The organism is Psychromonas sp. KJ10-5 (genome assembly GCF_055808325.1).
This window is the reverse complement of record NZ_CM147864.1, coordinates 1158820-1176575: the sequence shown is the minus strand read 5'-3', so window position 1 is coordinate 1176575 and position 17756 is coordinate 1158820. Positions and strand designations below refer to the sequence as shown.

Annotated in this window: 18 protein-coding genes and 1 other annotated feature; of the genes, 10 read left to right on the top strand and 8 right to left on the bottom strand. The window is 37.5% G+C overall.

From position 1 onward, the window contains the following. Nucleotides 1-110: 110 nt before the first annotated feature. Nucleotides 111-986: a protease HtpX gene (gene htpX, locus AC0L3W_RS05350; RefSeq protein ID WP_290038134.1), complete on the bottom strand. Its 876-nt coding sequence runs from the start codon at nucleotides 984-986 to the stop codon at nucleotides 111-113. A 165-nt stretch (nucleotides 987-1151) separates the two neighbouring features. Between htpX and AC0L3W_RS05345 the strand changes: the two genes are divergently transcribed. Then, nucleotides 1152-1433: a peptidylprolyl isomerase gene (locus AC0L3W_RS05345; protein ID WP_290038136.1), complete on the top strand. Its 282-nt coding sequence runs from the start codon at nucleotides 1152-1154 to the stop codon at nucleotides 1431-1433. Between the two features lie 68 nt (nucleotides 1434-1501). Here AC0L3W_RS05345 and AC0L3W_RS05340 read toward each other — a convergent pair whose 3' ends face one another. The 7 genes from AC0L3W_RS05340 to AC0L3W_RS05310 all read right to left on the bottom strand — a co-directional run bounded on the left by AC0L3W_RS05340 (nucleotide 1502) and on the right by AC0L3W_RS05310 (nucleotide 9070). Beyond that, nucleotides 1502-2896 (bottom strand): sodium-dependent transporter, encoded by a 1395-nt coding sequence (locus tag AC0L3W_RS05340; protein ID WP_409439483.1) that lies wholly within the window; start codon nucleotides 2894-2896, stop codon nucleotides 1502-1504. Between the two features lie 276 nt (nucleotides 2897-3172). Further along, entirely contained in the window at nucleotides 3173-3727 is a 555-nt protein-coding gene (locus AC0L3W_RS05335; RefSeq protein ID WP_290038139.1) for a cell division protein ZapC domain-containing protein, read from the bottom strand. A gap of 26 nt (nucleotides 3728-3753) precedes the next feature. After that, a complete protein-coding gene (pyrD, locus tag AC0L3W_RS05330; RefSeq protein WP_290038140.1) occupies nucleotides 3754-4764 on the bottom strand; it encodes a quinone-dependent dihydroorotate dehydrogenase in 1011 nt (336 codons plus the stop codon). A 266-nt stretch (nucleotides 4765-5030) separates the two neighbouring features. Continuing rightward, nucleotides 5031-5918 (bottom strand): hypothetical protein, encoded by an 888-nt coding sequence (locus AC0L3W_RS05325; protein ID WP_290038141.1) that lies wholly within the window; start codon nucleotides 5916-5918, stop codon nucleotides 5031-5033. A 42-nt stretch (nucleotides 5919-5960) separates the two neighbouring features. Next, complete coding sequence (locus AC0L3W_RS05320) at nucleotides 5961-6260, bottom strand: hypothetical protein (RefSeq protein WP_290038142.1); 300 nt, start codon at nucleotides 6258-6260, stop codon at nucleotides 5961-5963. Between the two features lie 51 nt (nucleotides 6261-6311). Then, nucleotides 6312-7028 carry a tRNA (adenosine(37)-N6)-threonylcarbamoyltransferase complex dimerization subunit type 1 TsaB gene (gene tsaB / locus AC0L3W_RS05315; RefSeq protein ID WP_409439484.1) on the bottom strand — a complete coding sequence of 239 codons (717 nt, stop codon included), beginning with the start codon at nucleotides 7026-7028 and terminating at the stop codon, nucleotides 6312-6314. A gap of 119 nt (nucleotides 7029-7147) precedes the next feature. After that, nucleotides 7148-9070, bottom strand: a complete 1923-nt coding sequence (locus AC0L3W_RS05310; RefSeq protein WP_409439485.1) for an ATP-dependent DNA helicase — start codon at nucleotides 9068-9070, stop codon at nucleotides 7148-7150. Nucleotides 9071-9336: 266 nt separating this feature from the next. On the opposite strand from AC0L3W_RS05310, the gene AC0L3W_RS05305 reads away from it, so the two are divergent. The 9 genes from AC0L3W_RS05305 to hisH all read left to right on the top strand — a co-directional run bounded on the left by AC0L3W_RS05305 (nucleotide 9337) and on the right by hisH (nucleotide 17754). Continuing rightward, the gene (locus AC0L3W_RS05305; RefSeq protein ID WP_290038146.1) at nucleotides 9337-9501 is read left to right on the top strand and encodes a DUF2986 domain-containing protein; all 165 of its coding nucleotides are present in this window, start codon (nucleotides 9337-9339) and stop codon (nucleotides 9499-9501) included. Between the two features lie 386 nt (nucleotides 9502-9887). Next, nucleotides 9888-10655, top strand: coding sequence for a flagellar basal body L-ring protein FlgH (locus AC0L3W_RS05300; protein ID WP_290038147.1), 768 nt, complete (start codon nucleotides 9888-9890; stop codon nucleotides 10653-10655). A gap of 10 nt (nucleotides 10656-10665) precedes the next feature. After that, on the top strand, nucleotides 10666-11898 hold the full coding sequence (locus AC0L3W_RS05295; protein ID WP_290038150.1) for a flagellar assembly protein T N-terminal domain-containing protein: 1233 nt from the start codon (nucleotides 10666-10668) through the stop codon (nucleotides 11896-11898). Next, nucleotides 11898-12443, top strand: a complete 546-nt coding sequence (locus AC0L3W_RS05290; protein WP_409439486.1) for a hypothetical protein — start codon at nucleotides 11898-11900, stop codon at nucleotides 12441-12443. Before AC0L3W_RS05295 ends, AC0L3W_RS05290 begins: the two co-directional genes overlap by 1 nt. A 166-nt stretch (nucleotides 12444-12609) precedes the next feature. Continuing rightward, nucleotides 12610-12725, top strand: a sequence feature (His leader region). Between the two features lie 23 nt (nucleotides 12726-12748). Next, complete coding sequence (gene hisG, locus AC0L3W_RS05285; RefSeq protein WP_290038154.1) at nucleotides 12749-13645, top strand: ATP phosphoribosyltransferase; 897 nt, start codon at nucleotides 12749-12751, stop codon at nucleotides 13643-13645. A gap of 14 nt (nucleotides 13646-13659) precedes the next feature. Beyond that, nucleotides 13660-14949, top strand: a complete 1290-nt coding sequence (gene hisD, locus AC0L3W_RS05280) for a histidinol dehydrogenase (protein WP_290038330.1) — start codon at nucleotides 13660-13662, stop codon at nucleotides 14947-14949. A gap of 57 nt (nucleotides 14950-15006) precedes the next feature. Further along, a complete protein-coding gene (gene hisC, locus AC0L3W_RS05275; RefSeq protein WP_409439487.1) occupies nucleotides 15007-16077 on the top strand; it encodes a histidinol-phosphate transaminase in 1071 nt (356 codons plus the stop codon). Nucleotides 16078-16087: 10 nt separating this feature from the next. Further along, complete coding sequence (hisB, locus tag AC0L3W_RS05270) at nucleotides 16088-17158, top strand: bifunctional histidinol-phosphatase/imidazoleglycerol-phosphate dehydratase HisB (protein WP_290038156.1); 1071 nt, start codon at nucleotides 16088-16090, stop codon at nucleotides 17156-17158. Beyond that, complete coding sequence (gene hisH, locus AC0L3W_RS05265; protein ID WP_290038157.1) at nucleotides 17155-17754, top strand: imidazole glycerol phosphate synthase subunit HisH; 600 nt, start codon at nucleotides 17155-17157, stop codon at nucleotides 17752-17754. Before hisB ends, hisH begins: the two co-directional genes overlap by 4 nt. Nucleotides 17755-17756: the final 2 nt, after the last annotated feature.

Below are 17756 nucleotides of genomic sequence, written 5' to 3'. Positions count from 1 at the left end.
TAATAGAGGAAGGATGATTTTACATAGTAATGCGCATAAAAAATAGCGTGTAAAGATTTACACGCTATTTTAATAAATTATTGAGAGTTAAACCGTGTTATGGAGAATAATTACATCATTTGACTGTTTTGCAACGCTTTTATGCGATCTTCCAAAGGCGGATGTGACATAAATAAACTACTTTTCTTCTTACCTGAAATACCAAAGGCCATTAAACTGCCTTCTAATTTAGGCTCTGAATTAAGTTGTAATCGTTTTAACGCCGCGATCATTTTTTCTTTACCTACCAAAGCAGCAGATCCTGAATCAGCACTAAATTCACGTTTACGAGAGTAATACATGACAATGGTACTTGCTAAAATACCGAACACCATCTCTAAGATGAATACAATAATAAAGTAAGAGAAACCGTGACCAGAACTTTCATCGTCATTACTACGCATCGCGTTATCGATAAACCCACCAATTACACGAGCTAGGAAGATAACGAAGGTATTTACTACACCTTGAATTAATGCAAGTGTCACCATATCGCCGTTGGCAACATGACTAATTTCATGTGCCAATACCGCTTCAGCTTCATCTTGAGTCATTTGCTCAAGCAACCCAGTACTCACTGCTACTAATGCACTATTTTTCTTCATTCCTGTTGCAAATGCATTCATATCTGGTGCAGGATAAATAGCAACTTCTGGCATAGCAATGCCTGCTTTAGATGCTTGCTGTTTAACTGTATCGAGTAACCAACGCTCTCTCGCGTTGCTTGGATTAGTGATGACTACTGCACCAGTGCTTTTTTTCGCCATCCATTTTGACATCGCAAGTGAAATAAAAGAACCACCAAAACCAAATACTGTCGCTAATACTAATAAACCGCCCATGCTTCTAGAGTTTAATCCAGTAACAGAGAAAACAATACTTAATACAATACCTAGCACTAATACCACGGCTAAGTTAGTTAATAGGAATAATGCAATACGTTTCATGTTGACCTCAACTTATAAATAACGATTTATCGACATAATATGACTTTATTAAAAAGATGCAAGTAAATATTTATCAAAAATGCGCAGATTTGTCAGTGGAATTTGCACCTTGTAAATTCTGCCGTTACAATCCCTTCCCACTTTTTTAATACTTAAGGAATTACCATGGCTTTAGCTCAAGCGCGTCATATTTTAGTAAGCTCAGAAGAACAATGCATTGCATTAAAAAATGAGATTGAAGCAGGCACTGATTTTGGTTCAGCAGCAAAACAACACTCTTCATGCCCATCTGGTGCGCAAGGTGGTGATCTAGGTGAATTTGGTCCAGGAATGATGGTACCAGAGTTCGATAAAGTTGTTTTTAGTGCACCAGTTGGTGAAGTACAAGGTCCAGTAAAAACACAATTTGGTTACCACTTATTAGAAGTAACTAAACGTAACGATTAATATTTATCGGATATGCAATATAAAAAAACCGCCATTGGCGGTTTTTTTATAAAATTAAATTCTAAGTATTAGTTAACAAAATTAAGTAACCCAATAGAGTTAACAAAAACACATAAAATAGCAACCGGTGCGATCCAACGTAATAAATTAATGACTATAGTAAATTGAACACCACTCAAATTGAGCTCTTCTTTAACCATCTCTTTATTCATTTTCCAACCGACAAACAACGCAATAAATAAACCGCCTAAAGGAAGTAAGATGTTAGCAGTAACATAATCTAAAAATTCAAATAGATTATTGCCCATACCAAAAGATATTTTAGTCCAGTCTTCTCCTGAAAAAGAAAATATCGTGAGTAGCGAGACCAACCAAATACACAGACCCGCAACACAACCAGCTTTAAAACGGGAAAGTCCTTGCCTTTCTGCTAGATAAGCTGCAGTGGGTTCAAGCATTGCAATTGCTGAAGTAAATGCAGCAAACACAATCATGATAAAAAATAGCGTGCCAAACAGATCGCCAAAAGGCATGTTACCAAAAGCCACTGATAAAGATTGGAATAATAAACCAGGGCCAGCAGTGGGCTCTAATCCACTGGCAAATACAATTGGATAAATGGCTAAACCTGCAATGAGTGCAACAATAGTATCTGCAATGGCAATCATCACTGAGGATTTAACAATTGAAACGTCCTGAGGTAAATAAGCACCGAATACCATCATGATACCAGAAGCCAAGCTCAAGGTGAAAAACGCATGTCCAAGAGCAACTAACACACCTTCAATGGTTAGTTTAGAAAAGTCGACATCAAACATAAAGGAGAATGCTGCATTGAAGTTTCCTACTATCGATGAATAAATCATTATGCCAACCAGTAAGAATAACAGTGCAGGCATTAAATAGCTTACCGCTTTCTCTAAACCTGCTTTTACACCTCTAGTAATAACTATTACCACGCCAATCACAATCAAGGTAGTCCAGAACAGTAATTGATGACTATCAGTAATCAAACCAATAAATAGTTGTTGAATTGCGTCAGTATGTGTACTTGGGTTTGCCGCTGCAGCACTTAACTCACCGGATGCTGCAAAATAAACATAAGCAGCAGCCCAACCTGCAATGACGACATAGAAACTTAATACCAAGAAACCAGCAACAACGCCCATACTACCAATGATTGACCAATACGAAGACCTTTGTGATTCAATGGCACAATGCGCTGCGGCATTAGCAGGTGAAGAGCGACCACGTTTCCCGATCACCACTTCAGCCATCATCACAGGTATACCAATAAACAGAATACAAAGTAGATAAACCAGCACAAACGCACCACCACCGTTTTCTCCCATGATATATGGAAACTTCCAAATATTACCGAGTCCAACGGCTGCGCCTGTAGCAGCAAGAATATACGCGTATCGACTTGACCATCGATTAGATACATTTGAGGCAGTAGTCATCAAAAAACCATATGTAATTAAAAAGGTGGCCTTTATAGACATATCGAATAACAATTACAAGTAGAGTATGGATAACTAAAGGTAATAAAGCATAAAAATTCTGGCGTTAAAGTAAAAAAGTGGAGAAAGGAAGATATTTTCAACTTATTGAGCGAATAAAACGCAGAATGAGTAAGCCATCAGTTTGATTTTATAAAAAATAATTATAGTAACCAAAATAGGATATATCATCGCTGCATTTATTTCGTTGAGCAATAAGCTAACTATGTAGAAACATTACCCAGCGTTTTGAAACGATACCCACTCTTGAGGTTGAGAAGAAAGGCAAGGCGTTAACTTATCTACAGTGACCTTAATGATTTGAAATTGTTTGAACTCTTTACCATTAGAAAAGTGGTGGCATTGGTCAAATAACATGCATAAGCAGAAATTATCTTGTTGTTCTAATACCATATATTTTGCTGATTCCATTTCGCCTGTTGTGGTTAACATCGCCAACTCACCATTATTGTAATGGTTGATGGCCTGTTCAGATGTTTGAAACAACCAGCTTTTAGGCATAATAGGTTTGTGGAACACATCTATCGCAATTAAATGTAAGATAATTTTACAACGAAGTGATTCTTCAAAATGACTTAAAGAATCACTTTCAAATAACTCGATATAGCGCGTCACATCCTCAACCGTAAAAGAGATAACTTGGCTTTCTTGTAAACGCAGCATATTCGATTGATAAACAATTGGAAAAGTGCGGTCACGATCAACAACAGACAATTTACCCTGCTCTTGATCAAATACCCATTGCCACTCTGCCTTTGGAATAAAATCCATCTTGTTTACCTCTTTATGTTAACGTATTAAATATGATTAACGATATTTTTGATCAAGCCAGGACCTTGATAAATAAAACCAGAATAAACTTGTACTAAGCTTGCTCCAGCATTTATTTTTTCTTTTGCTGCCATTACGCTATCAATACCACCTACACCAATAATTGGAATTTCACCTTTAAGGTGTGCAGCAAACTTGGCGATAACTTCAGTGCTTTTATGTTGTACTGGACGACCACTTAAGCCACCTGCTTCTGCTGCATGTGACATACCTTTAATCATCTCCCTATCAAGGGTTGTATTGGTTGCGATTAAACCATCAATTTTATATTTTAGTAAAGATTGTGCAATAGATTCAATCTCTTCATCATTTAGGTCAGGAGCAACTTTTAACGCGATAGGTACATATTTTTCGTGCTTCTTAGCTAGAGCTTGTTGGCGTTCTTTTAACGACATAAGCAGATCATCTAATGCTTCACCGTATTGTAAACTTCTTAATCCAGGCGTATTAGGCGAAGAAATATTTACAGCAATATAACCTGCATGTGGATAGACCTTTTCCATGCATATTAAATAATCTTCTTTACCTTGTTCAACAGGTGTATGGATATTTTTACCAATATTAATCCCAATAACACCTTTGAATTCGCTGTTTTTAACATTCTCGATTAAATTATCAACACCATCATTATTAAAGCCCATGCGGTTAATAATCCCTTCACCTTCTAATACTCGGAATAAACGCGGTGAAGGATTGCCTGGTTGACCAACGGGAGTCACTGTACCTACTTCAACATGACCAAACCCCATTGCACCGAAAGCATCGATACACTCTGCATTTTTATCTAAACCAGCCGCTAAGCCAACTGAGTTTGGAAAGGTAAGTCCCATTACTGTTACAGGTCGTTGTTGAACTCGTTGTCGGTAGAAAAGATCTAATACGGTACCGTGAGTTAATTTAAGCTGCTTGATTGAAAGATCGTGCGCCTTTTCTGGATTCATTTTGAATAAAAAACTGCGCATAATTCGATATAACATAGTAAGGCCTTATAAGTAGTAGGTAACTGATGATTAACACTTAACTCGTTGTCTAGCATAAACTAGCAAATTGTAGGGCCATAATAACAAATAGCCATGTGCTAAGCATACAACTTTGTGATATTCCTGCATTAATACCTGTCACAGTAATCCATAGTGCATATTGAAAACGATTAAATAAAGATAAGTTGAATGGTTTAAAAAAATCAAAAAAGCAAATAAACCTATTCAATAGGTTTATTGCTAAAAGAAGACGTTGTTGGAGGTTAATTAATACTTAAAGCAGGATATTGGTAAATACGGGCGCGCCACCCTTTTAACCACGCACTTTCATCACGCGGTGCATTATCCACTCTTCTGGTGAGCATCTGATCTGCGGAGACGGCAAAGTTAAGAAGCAAATCTGAACGTTGGTCGGGCATGTTCAGTAAAACTTGTTTTAATCCCCAGCCTTCTCCTTGGTAACGTTCATCTTCAGCCACTCCTTCACCTTTGAAATTAATATAATCTAATAAAGCAAACGTGCCTTCTGGTGTGGCACTAAGTTCATTTACTATTTGACTGATCTTTTGCTTTTCTGTGTCAGTGCTTGAATCTAAGATAACCGGAACGCCCCTTTCAAGACGTTTTATAATAAAGGTTGCTTGAAGGGATAGGGTCGATTCCATTAAGTCTCTTAATTCGGTTAATTGTTCATTATCAAATTTTTCATAAAAGTCAGCCCTATTTTTCCATGGCGCAGTTTTAGCTGTTAATAACCAATCAGGAACGGCAATATTATTATCAACTAAATAGTTTAATAAGGCTGGAAACTGCTCTACATAAGGCCCTTTTTCTTCACTTGGATACCAAATGAAATGACCTATTCCTAGAGAAGGAAAAGCTTCATTTCTATTCCATACGGTAAGGTACTCTTTTTTACCAGCACCTTCATTCTTCCAAATTAAGGTCGCTAACTTATCTATTTGCGATTTAGAAAGAGTAATTGAATATTGTTGCGCTAATAATTTCATTGGAACGAAAATAAAAAGTGGCGCCGTAAGGGACAAAATTAATAACAAAATACGCACGGATAAAAAGCCTGATTTAACTAATAAGTTGAAATTAGAGGCAGCTCTATCGAGAAAGTTCAATAAGTCTAAATATTTAATCATTTAGTTAATCAATTGGTTAATAAGGAGTAAGAAAGGAATTATCTAGACAACAAAATGAAAACTCATACTGTCAATGAGTCGCTCACGTTTTTCTTGTGTTGAAACCTGGCGGTAAGCATCAAGCGCATCACGCTCTTTCGCTGAAGGTTGGTCATAGCCGATAGTATCGTTAATTGATTGCTCTTGTTGTTCAGAAAGTGCTAAAGAAAATGAGGTATTTTCTTTAGCACTGACAGGTACAATGTCTTGTGAAGGTGATGGCTTATCACTTTTTTTTAATTGCGACACATTCCCCGTATTAGCAGGAATGTTATTAGTCGCAAGATTATTGTATATAGCCATCTATCACTCACATTAACAGTAAACTAAAATAAGAGTTTACATTATAGACAATTATTCTCTTCCTGGCAGCTTTTTCCACGTCACCGTGTCACGTAAATACACTGGCGTTGCCGATTCAGGTTCAACTGCTTGGTTATCATTAATCAATAATGTTGCAGCCTTAAGCATAAATTGTGCATCTGGATATAATATTTCAGTTTGTTGGCATCCTTCAAAGAAAGTTAATAGCTCAGGATAAGCTACCCAGCCGGTACCCACTAAAGTACTAGCCTTTTGTACACTTAACCCTTGTGTTTGATACGTTTCTATTAAAGTCTCGGGCTTTATCACCACTTCTTTTTCTTGTAGTGTCATCACACCATCTTGGTTACAATATTGCGCAAAGTACACCTCACCCATGCGTGCATCTATCGCTGCATAAACGTTATTACAAGTTGGATCATTGACTAATGCTTGTTGAGCCATTGCTTGTAATGTAGAAACACCGACCATTTTTTTCTCTAGACCATAAGCTAGTCCTTGAGCAATACTGATACCAATTCTTACACCAGTAAAACTTCCAGGCCCTTGCCCATACGCAATCACATCAATATCGGCTAAAGTTAGATTCGCTTGTTTCACTACATCATTCACTGTTGGAAGTATTTTTTGGGTATGTTCTCTAGGCGCTAACATAAAGTGATGGGTCGTTGTATCACTTGTTGATAATGCAACAGAGCAAGCTTCTGTTGATGAGTCGATACACAGAATGTTTAATGAAGATGACATAAATCGCCTATTTTATAAATATGAAAATAATATTGTTACTCATAAGAAGTCATTGCATAGCAGAATTAAACATAAAATGACTTTGTGATTAATAACCAACTTTGAAATGGCTGGGTATATTATTCGATTAATCTTAGAAAATCGATCGCTTTATCAATATCTCTGGTACGCGGCATGCAAGGTAAACTATTAAGAAATAGATTGCCATATTTCCGGCTGACTAATCGTGTATCACAGACGATTAATACCCCTTTATCTTGCTCTGCACGAATCAAACGTCCAACACCTTGCTTTAAGGTAATTACAGCTTGCGGTAATTGTACGTCAAAGAATGGGTCTTTACCTCTTAACTCGGCATCTTCCATGCGCGCTTTTAGTAATGGTTCTTCTGGTGACGCAAAAGGAATTTTGTCGATAATCACACAGGACAAAGCTTGTCCTCTTACGTCAACACCTTCCCAAAAACTGCCCGTGGCCACTAACAACGCATTACCGTGACTGACAAACTCATCTAATAAAGCTTGTTTACTTTTCTCTCCTTGGAGTAGCACTGGCAAGGTTAAAGATTCCCTAAAAGCAGTTGCTAATTGATTCATCATAGAGTGACTAGTACACAGAAAAAAACATCGCCCTTTACTCGCCCTGATAACCGGAGATAAAGTTTCAGCTAACTTATTTGCTAAACCAGGAGTCCCTGGCTCGGGTAATAATCGAGGAACGACAAATAAGCTTTGCTGTTGATAGTTAAAAGGACTGCCTAATTGTAAACACTGTGCTCCGGTTAAACCGAGTAATTCTGTAAAATGCGAAAACTCCCCTTTTACCGATAAAGTCGCAGACGTAAAAATCCAACTGGCTTGTTTTTTCTGACATTCAGATTGAAAACGTTGTGCCACACTTAAAGGCGTAATGTTTAATGAAAAATGTTGTTTAGTGCATTCGTACCAATAGCTGAATCCACTTTCATTGGTGCTGTTTAGTTTTTCAAAAAGCAAAATATATTGATTAATTTTTTCAAAGCAATGGTCTAATACTTCACTCTTACCCAAACGCTCAGTCACTACTTGCTTTAAAAACGTTAAAACTTGGCGTAACCGCGTTACATGCATTTGCATCGCGCGATCTTTACTTTTATCTCGCCAGCTTCCTGAACCTTTCTCCATGGCAAAGGCTAATCTGAAATCCAAAGATGCGGCTCTTAACTGTTCAGCAGCTTTAGCCATTTGTTTCGCTTCTTTTAATTCTGTGCGATAAACAAAATCAATCTCTTTAGCTAATTCGGTTAATTGCTTACTAGAAAGCATTTCGCCAAAATATTGACTCGCAATATCAGGTAACTGATGCGCTTCATCAAAAATGTAAGTATCTGCATCCGGAATTAACTTGCCGAACCCCGTTTCTTTAACGGCAAGATCAGCAAAAAACAGATGGTGATTGATAACGATTACATCGGCATCCATAGCCTTGGTCCTTGCTTTTACTACAAAACAGTCTTCAAAACTTGGACATTCACGCCCTAAACAGTTGTCATTACTACTAGTAATTGAAGGTATAATCATTGCATCTTCAGGTAAATTATTTACTTCAGCAATATCCCCTGTAACCGTGCTCACAGACCATTCTTTAATGGCGACTAATTCACTGTGAAGGTTCGGTTGTTTAAACCGTGTTTCAAGCATGTACCGATTTAAACGTTCAGTACATAAATAATTGCCACGACCTTTCAACAAAGTGCAATGACCAGTAAATTGAGTCGCTTTTAATAAAGTAGGCAGGTCTTTAAAATAGAGTTGCTCTTGTAATGCTTTGCTTCCAGTGGAAATGATTAACTTTTGTGACAGGCTTTTATCAAGATTTAATAAAGCCGGAGCTAAATAAGCAAAGGTTTTGCCTGTCCCCGTCTCAGCTTCAACTACCACTGATTGTTTTTGTTTAATCGCAGTATCAATGGATTCCGCCATTTTTACTTGTGCATCACGTCCTCGGAGATGTGGCAAGATAGCGGCAAGCGCGCCTGTAGGTGAAAAAAATGATGCAATCAAATCAATAAGCTCTTCAGTAATAGCGATTTAAAATGTTGATTATAATTTTCAACATAGATTAATAAACTTGATTCTACGTTATTTCATCCTCACTGAATATCTATTGCAACGTATTAACAAATAATTTACTTCAAAGTATTACTTTAATTTTAAACCGTATAATACGCAGTAAATAATTAGTTTTTAATACTTTATTCATGATGATTAACGCTTTTTATTTTTTCTCAGAGTCTTTACAATAGCCGTCATTGATAAGAGGAATCACAATGAACCGTAAAAAGAAGATAAATAGCATTTTAAAGAAACGTCTGAAGAAAATTAATGCTAAAAATGCACCTGCAAGCAAAGAGAAATATATCTCTAAAGCAGAGAGAGCTAAATTAGAAGCAGAAGAACAAACGACTACGGACATTGAAGCAACGGCTAATTAACATCAATAGTTGCCACAGATATACCACCTAGATTTTGCTGGGGAGCTTTCATTGAATGATTAACTTTTTCAATCAAGGCTCTTCTAGATATTCCCCCCTGTTTGTTAATAAACCCATTTTTTCTTACATATAATGTTTAAGCTATTTTTTTAAATTGCTTAACACCAAATCGACACTTCTTATTTTACAAATAATCCACATTTTCAACTAAAAACCAATCAATTTTAATTTTTGGCTTGTTAATTGCTAGTATTTAGTTAGATATATAACGACAAATTTAAGTCACCCTATTTTAAAATAGTTTTTAAAGATGTCGCGAATTTAACGCATACATAGAGTGATAATGCTTGCATTATCCTTATCAATGCTAAACGCATGGATGATTAATGATGAAAAAAATCACAGCTTTATTATCTGTCGCCATCTTGTCTGGTTGTGCCAACTTTGGTCAACAAGAGGTGGTTGTAGATGAAAACTCAGAAACAACAGAGATAATTCCAGAAGAAACTGGCCGTCAAATAACACAAAGAGATAAAGACGAAACGCCAGTACCCGGTGACCCCTATTACTCTCCAGTGGAGCCTAGCAAAGCACCGATACCAGTACAAATTACAGGCTCTTTATTCAATGACAGTACTTCTACTGACTTGTATAGCTACTCACCAAAGTTTAACGTGGGTGACATCATCAATGTTGTATTAGAAGAGGAAACAGTTGCCACTAAATCGGCCAGCACTAACCTCTCTAATGATAATACTTACAACCTTGATCCGATTAAAATACCGGGTGGTAACCTCACGGTCAATGACAAAGAAGTGGAGTTAGGAGTTAGCCAAGACCAAAGCTTTGGTGGTGAATCGGGCAGCAGTCAAAGCCATAGTTTAAGTGCGCAAATAACGGTATCGGTAATTGAAGTATTAAATAACGGTAATTTATTAGTACGTGGTGAAAAATGGTTGTTAATCAATAACGGTAAAGAATATATCCGTCTTACAGGCATTATAAGACCAAGAGATGTAACGGAAGATAATTCCGTCGACTCTTATCAAGTGGCAGACAGTCGGATAGAGTTTAGTGCAACTGGGGAACATGCTGAAATGCAAACACGTGGTTGGTTATCATCTTTATTTAGCGGCAGTTTATGGCCAATCTAGAGGTAATTAAATGAAATTGACTAAAAAACTATTGCCGCTACTTATACTTAGCTCTTTTACTGCTAATGCACAATGGTATTCAAGTGAAGGTAGAGCAGTATTAAATGAACAAGATATAGACCAATCGCGTACCAATGCCATCTCTGATGCGATGGTGACGGTTTTGCGTTCGGCAGGCACCAGTGCAGAGAGTGTACAAGTAATACAAGAAGGTGTTTTAGAAGTTGATAAGCTAATGCTTAAGACCAATGGTGAAATCCACGATATGCGTATTGTTCACGAAGAGATCATTGGTGGTTATTATACGGTCGAAGTAGAAGCTGATATCTACCCTTTTTCGACTTGCCCGCAAGAGAAATATGCAAAAAGCATTTTTGTTGGCCCATTTAATTTAGAAGATCGCAAAGATGCTCAACTAGGTGCCATTTATAATAGTGATGAAGTCATTACAAAACGGCTATTTAAAGAGCTAAAAGGAGAATCAAATAAATTAGATCCTAGACATGTCATGACACAACAAATCGCCTTTACTAATAACAGTGAAGGTGATGTTGAATTACAAACATTAAAAGTAGCCAAAGATGTAGCCGCTAAATATGATGTTCAATATCTGGTCTTTGGTGTATTAAAAGATATGTCAGACTACTATGAAACAACGACTTACACATTCAGCGAAGAGACGGTACATAAACGTAACTTTAAAATGCAGGTCTATTTAGTTGATGCAATTAATCAGCTTACTCTATTCCAAAAAGAATATGCAGCGATTAGTCAATGGCCTTATGAATTAACACAACGTTTTGATCCTAACAGTTTATCTTTTTGGCAAACAGATTATGGGTATGCTATCGATCTTAAAATAAATGAAGCAGTAAGGGATGTGAGACAAGCACTTTATTGTCAGCCAACGATGGCGACAATTATCGCTAAATACAACGATCAACTAGTGATGAACCTAGGACATCGCAATGGTGTTAAAAAAGGAGATAAATTTCAGCTAATCCGTAGCCAATTTCTTTCTCATCAAACATCACAACTTCCAAACTCAATTTTTATGCCTGATGACATATTATTGTCTGTTGTATCAGTACAAGCAGATCGTGCCATATTAAAAACCAACGACCCTATTGATATGAGCAATATTCAAATAAGAGATATGTTAACCCCTGCAGATCAAATGACGCTGCAGCGCTTGCAACACAAAATTACGGCAAATAATCCTACCAACAGGAGTGTATACTAATGTCAACAATCAACAGTGCAGCAAGCAGCCTGCAAAGCTTATCCAGTAGTTTAGATTCAAAAGGTACTGCGACTGCTAGTCAGTTACTTGGAGAGAACTTTGAAAACATCTTGTCTTCGGAAATACAAGGTAAAGAATCACTATTAACAGCAAGTACAGGTAACATTAAAGACAGCCTTGAAGGTGTATTTAATGAACTAAAATTAGGTATTGCCACCTCTTTTGTTGCTGGGCTTTCTGGTGATGATAGCGCGACATCAACCGGAGAAAGTACTGACACAGCAAAAACAGATAGTACGCTTGAACAAGCTACTAATACGGAAAGTTCTGAGGCACTAGCTTCTGATTCTGATTCTGATTCTGAACAAGATGAAACAACTGCTGAAGAATCAGAATTAAGTGCATTAGATATTCAACAAACAGCAGATGATGCTGTAGACACTTTACAATCAGCAGCCCTTGATAGCATCTCAATTGAATCAGAGACTAAAAATGCCATTTCAATGTTGCAAGAAAAGCTGCGTGAAAGCATGGAAGGTAAATAGATGAGCATGCAATGAGTAGTGATTTAATTATAAACTGCTCTTTTATATTAAATATATCTTAGATATACACAAAAAACAGTTCACATTTAAAGTTTAGATTGGTACTCTAATCGCAATTAAATTTTAAAGAGTTTTAAATCACAATGAATAATGACATTCTGAAAGCACATCATCATCATATTACCTAATCTTTCAGGATTTTTTCTTGGAAGAGATGTTACGTGCTTCCAGTGGTTAACCAAATACAAACCCTCGGAAGTAAAATCCCGGGGGTTTTTTAGTTTTAAAAGGAAGGAAAAATAGTTATGCCAGAGCAACGTTTAAGAATTGCGATACAGAAGAAAGGCCGTTTAAGTGATGATACGGTTAAATTATTAAAAGCATGTGGAATCAAAGTTAATCTGAACACTCAACGTTTAATTGCACACAGTGAAAACATGCCAATTGATATTCTTCGTGTTCGTGATGACGATATTCCAGGTTTAGTGATGGATGGTGTCGTTGATTTAGGTTTTATTGGTCAAAATGTACTTGAAGAAGAAAGCATGATGCGCCAAGTAGCTAATGAACCAACTGCTCATAAAGTAGTGAAAGAACTAGCTTTTGGGGAATGTCGTTTCTCACTAGCTGTAGACAATGATTTTGATTACCAAGGTGTTCAATCATTAGCAAACATGCGTATTGCAACTACTTACGTTCACATCCTAAAACGTTTTATGGAAGAAGCTAACGTACCTTACACATCTTGTATGTTAACAGGTTCTGTAGAAGTTGCTCCGCGCGCTGGTTTAGCTGATGCGATTTGTGACCTTGTTTCTACAGGTGCAACGTTAGAAGCAAACGGTCTTAAAGAAGTAGAAGTCATCTATCGCTCTACCGCAGTATTAATGCAACGTGATGAAGCTCTGAGTGATGACAAGCAAGAACTAGTAAACCGAATTCTTACTCGTATTGACGGAGTACAAACAGCTAAAGAATCAAAATACATCATGCTTAATGCTCCAAAAGCGAATTTAACTGAGATTACTAACCTACTACCTGGTTCTGATTTACCAACGGTAATGGAATTAGCAGGCAGCACAGATCACGTAGCACTGCATGTAGTAAGTAAAGAAAACCTTTTCTGGGAAACAATGGAACAATTGAAAGCACTAGGTGCAAGTTCAATTCTCGTATTACCTATTGAAAAAATGATGGAGTAGTCCAAACCATGGGAATGCAAACAGTCAACTGGGAACAATTAACATCTGATCAGCAAGCAGAATTGCTTGCTCGACCAGCAATGGCAGATTCATCAGGTTTAACGGGGACTGTTGCTGATATCATCGCTAATATTCGTCAACAAGGTGACCAAGCTTTATTGGAATACACTAAACGTTTTGACAAATTAGAGGGTGATAATATCACCCTGAACACGAGTGATATTGAAGCAGCAACCGCACGTTTAGATGATGATATTAAAGATGCAATTAAAGTAGCTTATCAACAAGTTGTTAAATTTCATCAGGCACAACAGCAGGATGTTATTCGTGTTGAAACCATGCCAGGCGTAGTATGTGAAATGCATACGCAAGCAATTGAATCAGTTGGCTTGTATATCCCTGGTGGAAGTGCCCCGCTACCTTCAACAGTAATTATGACCGGTGCACCAGCACAAATTGCAGGCTGCTCACGTTTAGTACTGTGTTCTCCACCGCCATTAGCTGATGAGATACTATATGCAGCGTCACTATGTGGTGTTACAGAAATCTACTCTGTAGGCGGTGCACAAGCTATTGCGGCATTAGCTTACGGAACAGAAACAATCAAAGCGGTTGATAAAATATTCGGTCCAGGTAACTCATTTGTTACCGAAGCAAAACGTCAAGTAAGTAATGATTTTGCTGGTGCAGCTATCGATATGCCTGCCGGACCATCAGAAGTATTAGTTATTGCAGATGAAGATGCAGATCCTGCTTTCATTGCATCTGACTTGTTATCACAAGCAGAACATGGCCATGACTCACAAACTATTTTAGTCACACCAAGTGCATTTATTGCAGAGCAAACTGCGATTGAAATCGATAGTCAATTAGCGGTATTAGAGAGACGTGAGATCGCTGAAAAAGCCATTGCTAATAGTGTTAGTATTGTTTGCAAAGATATTCAGCAAGCGATTAAAATTTCAAATCGTTATGCACCTGAGCATTTGATCGTACAAACTGAAAATCCAAGAGAGATTCAACCGCAACTTAAAAATGCGGGTTCTATCTTCTTAGGCGCATGGACACCTGAATCAGTAGGTGATTATGCAAGCGGCACTAATCATGTATTGCCGACTTACGGTTACACTAAAACCTATTCAAGTTTAGGCTTAGCTGACTTTGTAAAACGTTACACAGTTCAAGAACTAACACAACAAGGTTTGCGTAATCTAGCGCCAGCAGTAACTCGCTTAGCAGCGGCTGAAGGATTAACTGCACACAAACGTGCAGTAACCATTCGCATGGAAAAATTAGATAAGTAATAGACTATCGCCTGAGTAGTTCGCTGCTCAGGCATTCGTTAGGGAAGAAGGATCACGATGAGTAATATAATAAAGCTTGCTAGAAAAACCGTACAAGCGTTAACCCCTTACCTTTCAGCCCGCCGTATTGGTGGCAAAGGAGATGTTTGGTTAAATGCGAATGAAGCTCCTGACTGCAGTGACTACCAACTAGATTCATCACACCTCAATCGTTACCCAGAATTTCAACCACCTCAAATCATTAATGCCTACGCAGCTTATTCCAAGCTTAATACAGACCAAATATTAACAACTCGCGGTGCCGATGAGAGTATCGAAGTGTTAATAAGAACATTTTGCGAAGCAGATCTAGATAGCATCTTAATTTGTCCTCCTACTTATGGAATGTATGCGATCAGCGCTGAAACATGTGGTGTAGGTGTTAAAGAAGTTGCACTACAAACTAATTATGATGTTGATTATGAAGCAGTTAAACAAGCGGTATTAGACTCTGAAGGACACATTAAAATCGTTTTCCTTTGTGCACCGAATAATCCAACTGGTAATATGCTAGATCAACGGAAGTTAGCCGCTCTATTAACTGCAACCGAAGGCAAAGCATTAATCGTTGCCGATGAAGCTTATATCGAATTCTGTCCTGAGTTTACCCAAACCAGCTTAATTACGAAACATGAAAACTTAGTTATTACACGTACCCTTTCTAAAGCATTTGCACTTGCATCAATTCGTTGTGGTTTTACCTTAGCGCAAGCAAGTGTAATCGAAATGATGGCTAAGGTTATTGCTCCTTATCCAGTACCTGGTCCCGTTGCACAGATTGCTGCACAAGCACTCTCTGCTCAGGGTTTAGAAGTGATGCGTGACAGAGTAGTCGTATTAAATAATAACCGACAAGTACTTGCTAATGCAGTCAATCAACTAGACTGCGTCACCGAAGTATTCCCTACTACAGGTAATTTTCTATTAGTACGTTTTAAAAATTCAGCTAAAGTGTTTAAGGCTTTTGCAGATGACGGTATTATTATGCGCGACTTTGCCAATAAACCACGTTTAGAAAATTGTATTCGCATTACTATCGGTACTAGCGAAGAAATGAACAAAACTTTAAATACATTAAGAGCACTGTAGGAACCCCATTATGAGTACACAAAAATTTCTATTCATCGACCGAGATGGGACATTAATTGATGAGCCTATCAGTGATAAACAAGTAGATAGCCTTGAAAAACTGGTTTTTGAACCTTTCGTGATTCCAAGTCTATTAGCATTACAAGATGCCGGTTTCATCTTGGTCATTGTATCTAACCAAGATGGTTTAGGAACAGACAGCTATCCACAAAGTGACTTCGATATTCCACAAAATAAAATGATGGATATTTTCGCTTCTCAAGGTGTTAAATTTGAATCTACTTTGTTATGTCCACACTTTCCTGAAGACAACTGTCATTGCCGTAAACCACACCTTGGTATGGTTAAAGAGTACTTACAGTCTGGCCGCATTGACCATAAAAACTCTTATGTAATCGGTGACCGTGAAACCGATATTGGTTTAGCTGAAAATATGGCGATTACTGGAATTCTTTATAATAAAGAAACTAATGGCTGGAAAGATATTGTTCATCAACTAACGTCACGTGGCCGCACTGCTTCGGTTACTCGTACCACAAAAGAGACTGATATCAACGTATTCGTTGATTTAGACAAAACGGGTGAAAATAAGATTGATACTGGTATGGGATTCTTTGACCATATGCTAGATCAAATTGCCACTCATGGTGGTTTCCAAATGAATGTCAGTGTTAAAGGCGATTTGCATATTGATGATCATCACAGTGTTGAAGACACAGCATTAGCACTAGGTGATGCGCTAGATAAGGCATTAGGTGATAAGCGTGGTATTGGCCGTTTTGGTTTCGTACTACCTATGGATGAAACAAAAGCCAGTTGTACTTTAGATTTATCTGGTCGTCCTTTCCTGAAGTTTAAAGCTGATTTTCCACGTGAGTTAGTGGGTACTATGTCAACTGAAATGGTTGAACATTTTTTCTACTCATTATCACAGGCAATGCGTGCAACTTTACACTTAGAAGTTGAAAATGGTAATGCACACCACATGGTTGAAGGATTATTCAAAACATTTGGTCGTACATTACGTCAAAGCATACAAATTATTGGAACAGATCTTCCTTCAAGTAAAGGTGTTTTATGATAGTTATCATTGATACAGGTTGCGCTAACTTATCTTCGGTATTATTTGCCATTGAACGTTTAGGTTACGAAGTAACCATCAGTAAAGATCCAGCGGTATTGCAACAAGCAGATAAGTTATTCTTGCCTGGTGTAGGTACTGCTAAAGAAGCGATGAATAACTTAATTGAGCGTGATTTAGTAGAAGAAATTAAAAAGTTAACTCAACCTGTGTTAGGCATTTGTTTAGGTATGCAAATGTTAGCAGAAGGAAGCGAAGAAGGTTTTGCTGAAGAAACTGTGATCAACACTCTTGGTTTAGTGGACGGTTTTGTCGAAAAAATGGATGTTGCTCCATTACGTTCACCACATATGGGCTGGAATCAAATTACACCTAAGTTAGATGAACCTTTATTCAAAGATATTCCTGCCGGTAGTTATTTCTATTTTGTTCATAGTTATGCTTTGCCTGTGAATGAAAATACTATTGCTAGCTGTGAGTACGGTACACCTTTCACTGCAGCAGTGAATAAAGATAACTTTTATGGTGTTCAATTCCACCCAGAGCGTTCAGGGAAAGCAGGCGCACAACTTATTAAAAACTTTTTGGAGCTTTAAAC

Excerpts from the sequence above, each read along its gene's own strand:
- htpX (WP_290038134.1), bottom strand. The coding sequence starts at position 986 with ATGAAACGTATTGCATTATTCCTATTAACTAACTTAGCCGTGGTATTA.
- AC0L3W_RS05345 (WP_290038136.1), top strand. The coding sequence starts at position 1,152 with ATGGCTTTAGCTCAAGCGCGTCATATTTTAGTAAGCTCAGAAGAACAA.
- AC0L3W_RS05340 (WP_409439483.1), bottom strand. The coding sequence starts at position 2,896 with ATGACTACTGCCTCAAATGTATCTAATCGATGGTCAAGTCGATACGCG.
- AC0L3W_RS05335 (WP_290038139.1), bottom strand. The coding sequence starts at position 3,727 with ATGGATTTTATTCCAAAGGCAGAGTGGCAATGGGTATTTGATCAAGAG.
- pyrD (WP_290038140.1), bottom strand. The coding sequence starts at position 4,764 with ATGTTATATCGAATTATGCGCAGTTTTTTATTCAAAATGAATCCAGAA.
- AC0L3W_RS05325 (WP_290038141.1), bottom strand. The coding sequence starts at position 5,918 with ATGATTAAATATTTAGACTTATTGAACTTTCTCGATAGAGCTGCCTCT.
- AC0L3W_RS05320 (WP_290038142.1), bottom strand. The coding sequence starts at position 6,260 with ATGGCTATATACAATAATCTTGCGACTAATAACATTCCTGCTAATACG.
- tsaB (WP_409439484.1), bottom strand. The coding sequence starts at position 7,028 with ATGTCATCTTCATTAAACATTCTGTGTATCGACTCATCAACAGAAGCT.
- AC0L3W_RS05305 (WP_290038146.1), top strand. The coding sequence starts at position 9,337 with ATGAACCGTAAAAAGAAGATAAATAGCATTTTAAAGAAACGTCTGAAG.
- AC0L3W_RS05300 (WP_290038147.1), top strand. The coding sequence starts at position 9,888 with ATGATGAAAAAAATCACAGCTTTATTATCTGTCGCCATCTTGTCTGGT.
- AC0L3W_RS05295 (WP_290038150.1), top strand. The coding sequence starts at position 10,666 with ATGAAATTGACTAAAAAACTATTGCCGCTACTTATACTTAGCTCTTTT.
- AC0L3W_RS05290 (WP_409439486.1), top strand. The coding sequence starts at position 11,898 with ATGTCAACAATCAACAGTGCAGCAAGCAGCCTGCAAAGCTTATCCAGT.
- hisG (WP_290038154.1), top strand. The coding sequence starts at position 12,749 with ATGCCAGAGCAACGTTTAAGAATTGCGATACAGAAGAAAGGCCGTTTA.
- hisD (WP_290038330.1), top strand. The coding sequence starts at position 13,660 with ATGCAAACAGTCAACTGGGAACAATTAACATCTGATCAGCAAGCAGAA.
- hisC (WP_409439487.1), top strand. The coding sequence starts at position 15,007 with ATGAGTAATATAATAAAGCTTGCTAGAAAAACCGTACAAGCGTTAACC.
- hisB (WP_290038156.1), top strand. The coding sequence starts at position 16,088 with ATGAGTACACAAAAATTTCTATTCATCGACCGAGATGGGACATTAATT.
- hisH (WP_290038157.1), top strand. The coding sequence starts at position 17,155 with ATGATAGTTATCATTGATACAGGTTGCGCTAACTTATCTTCGGTATTA.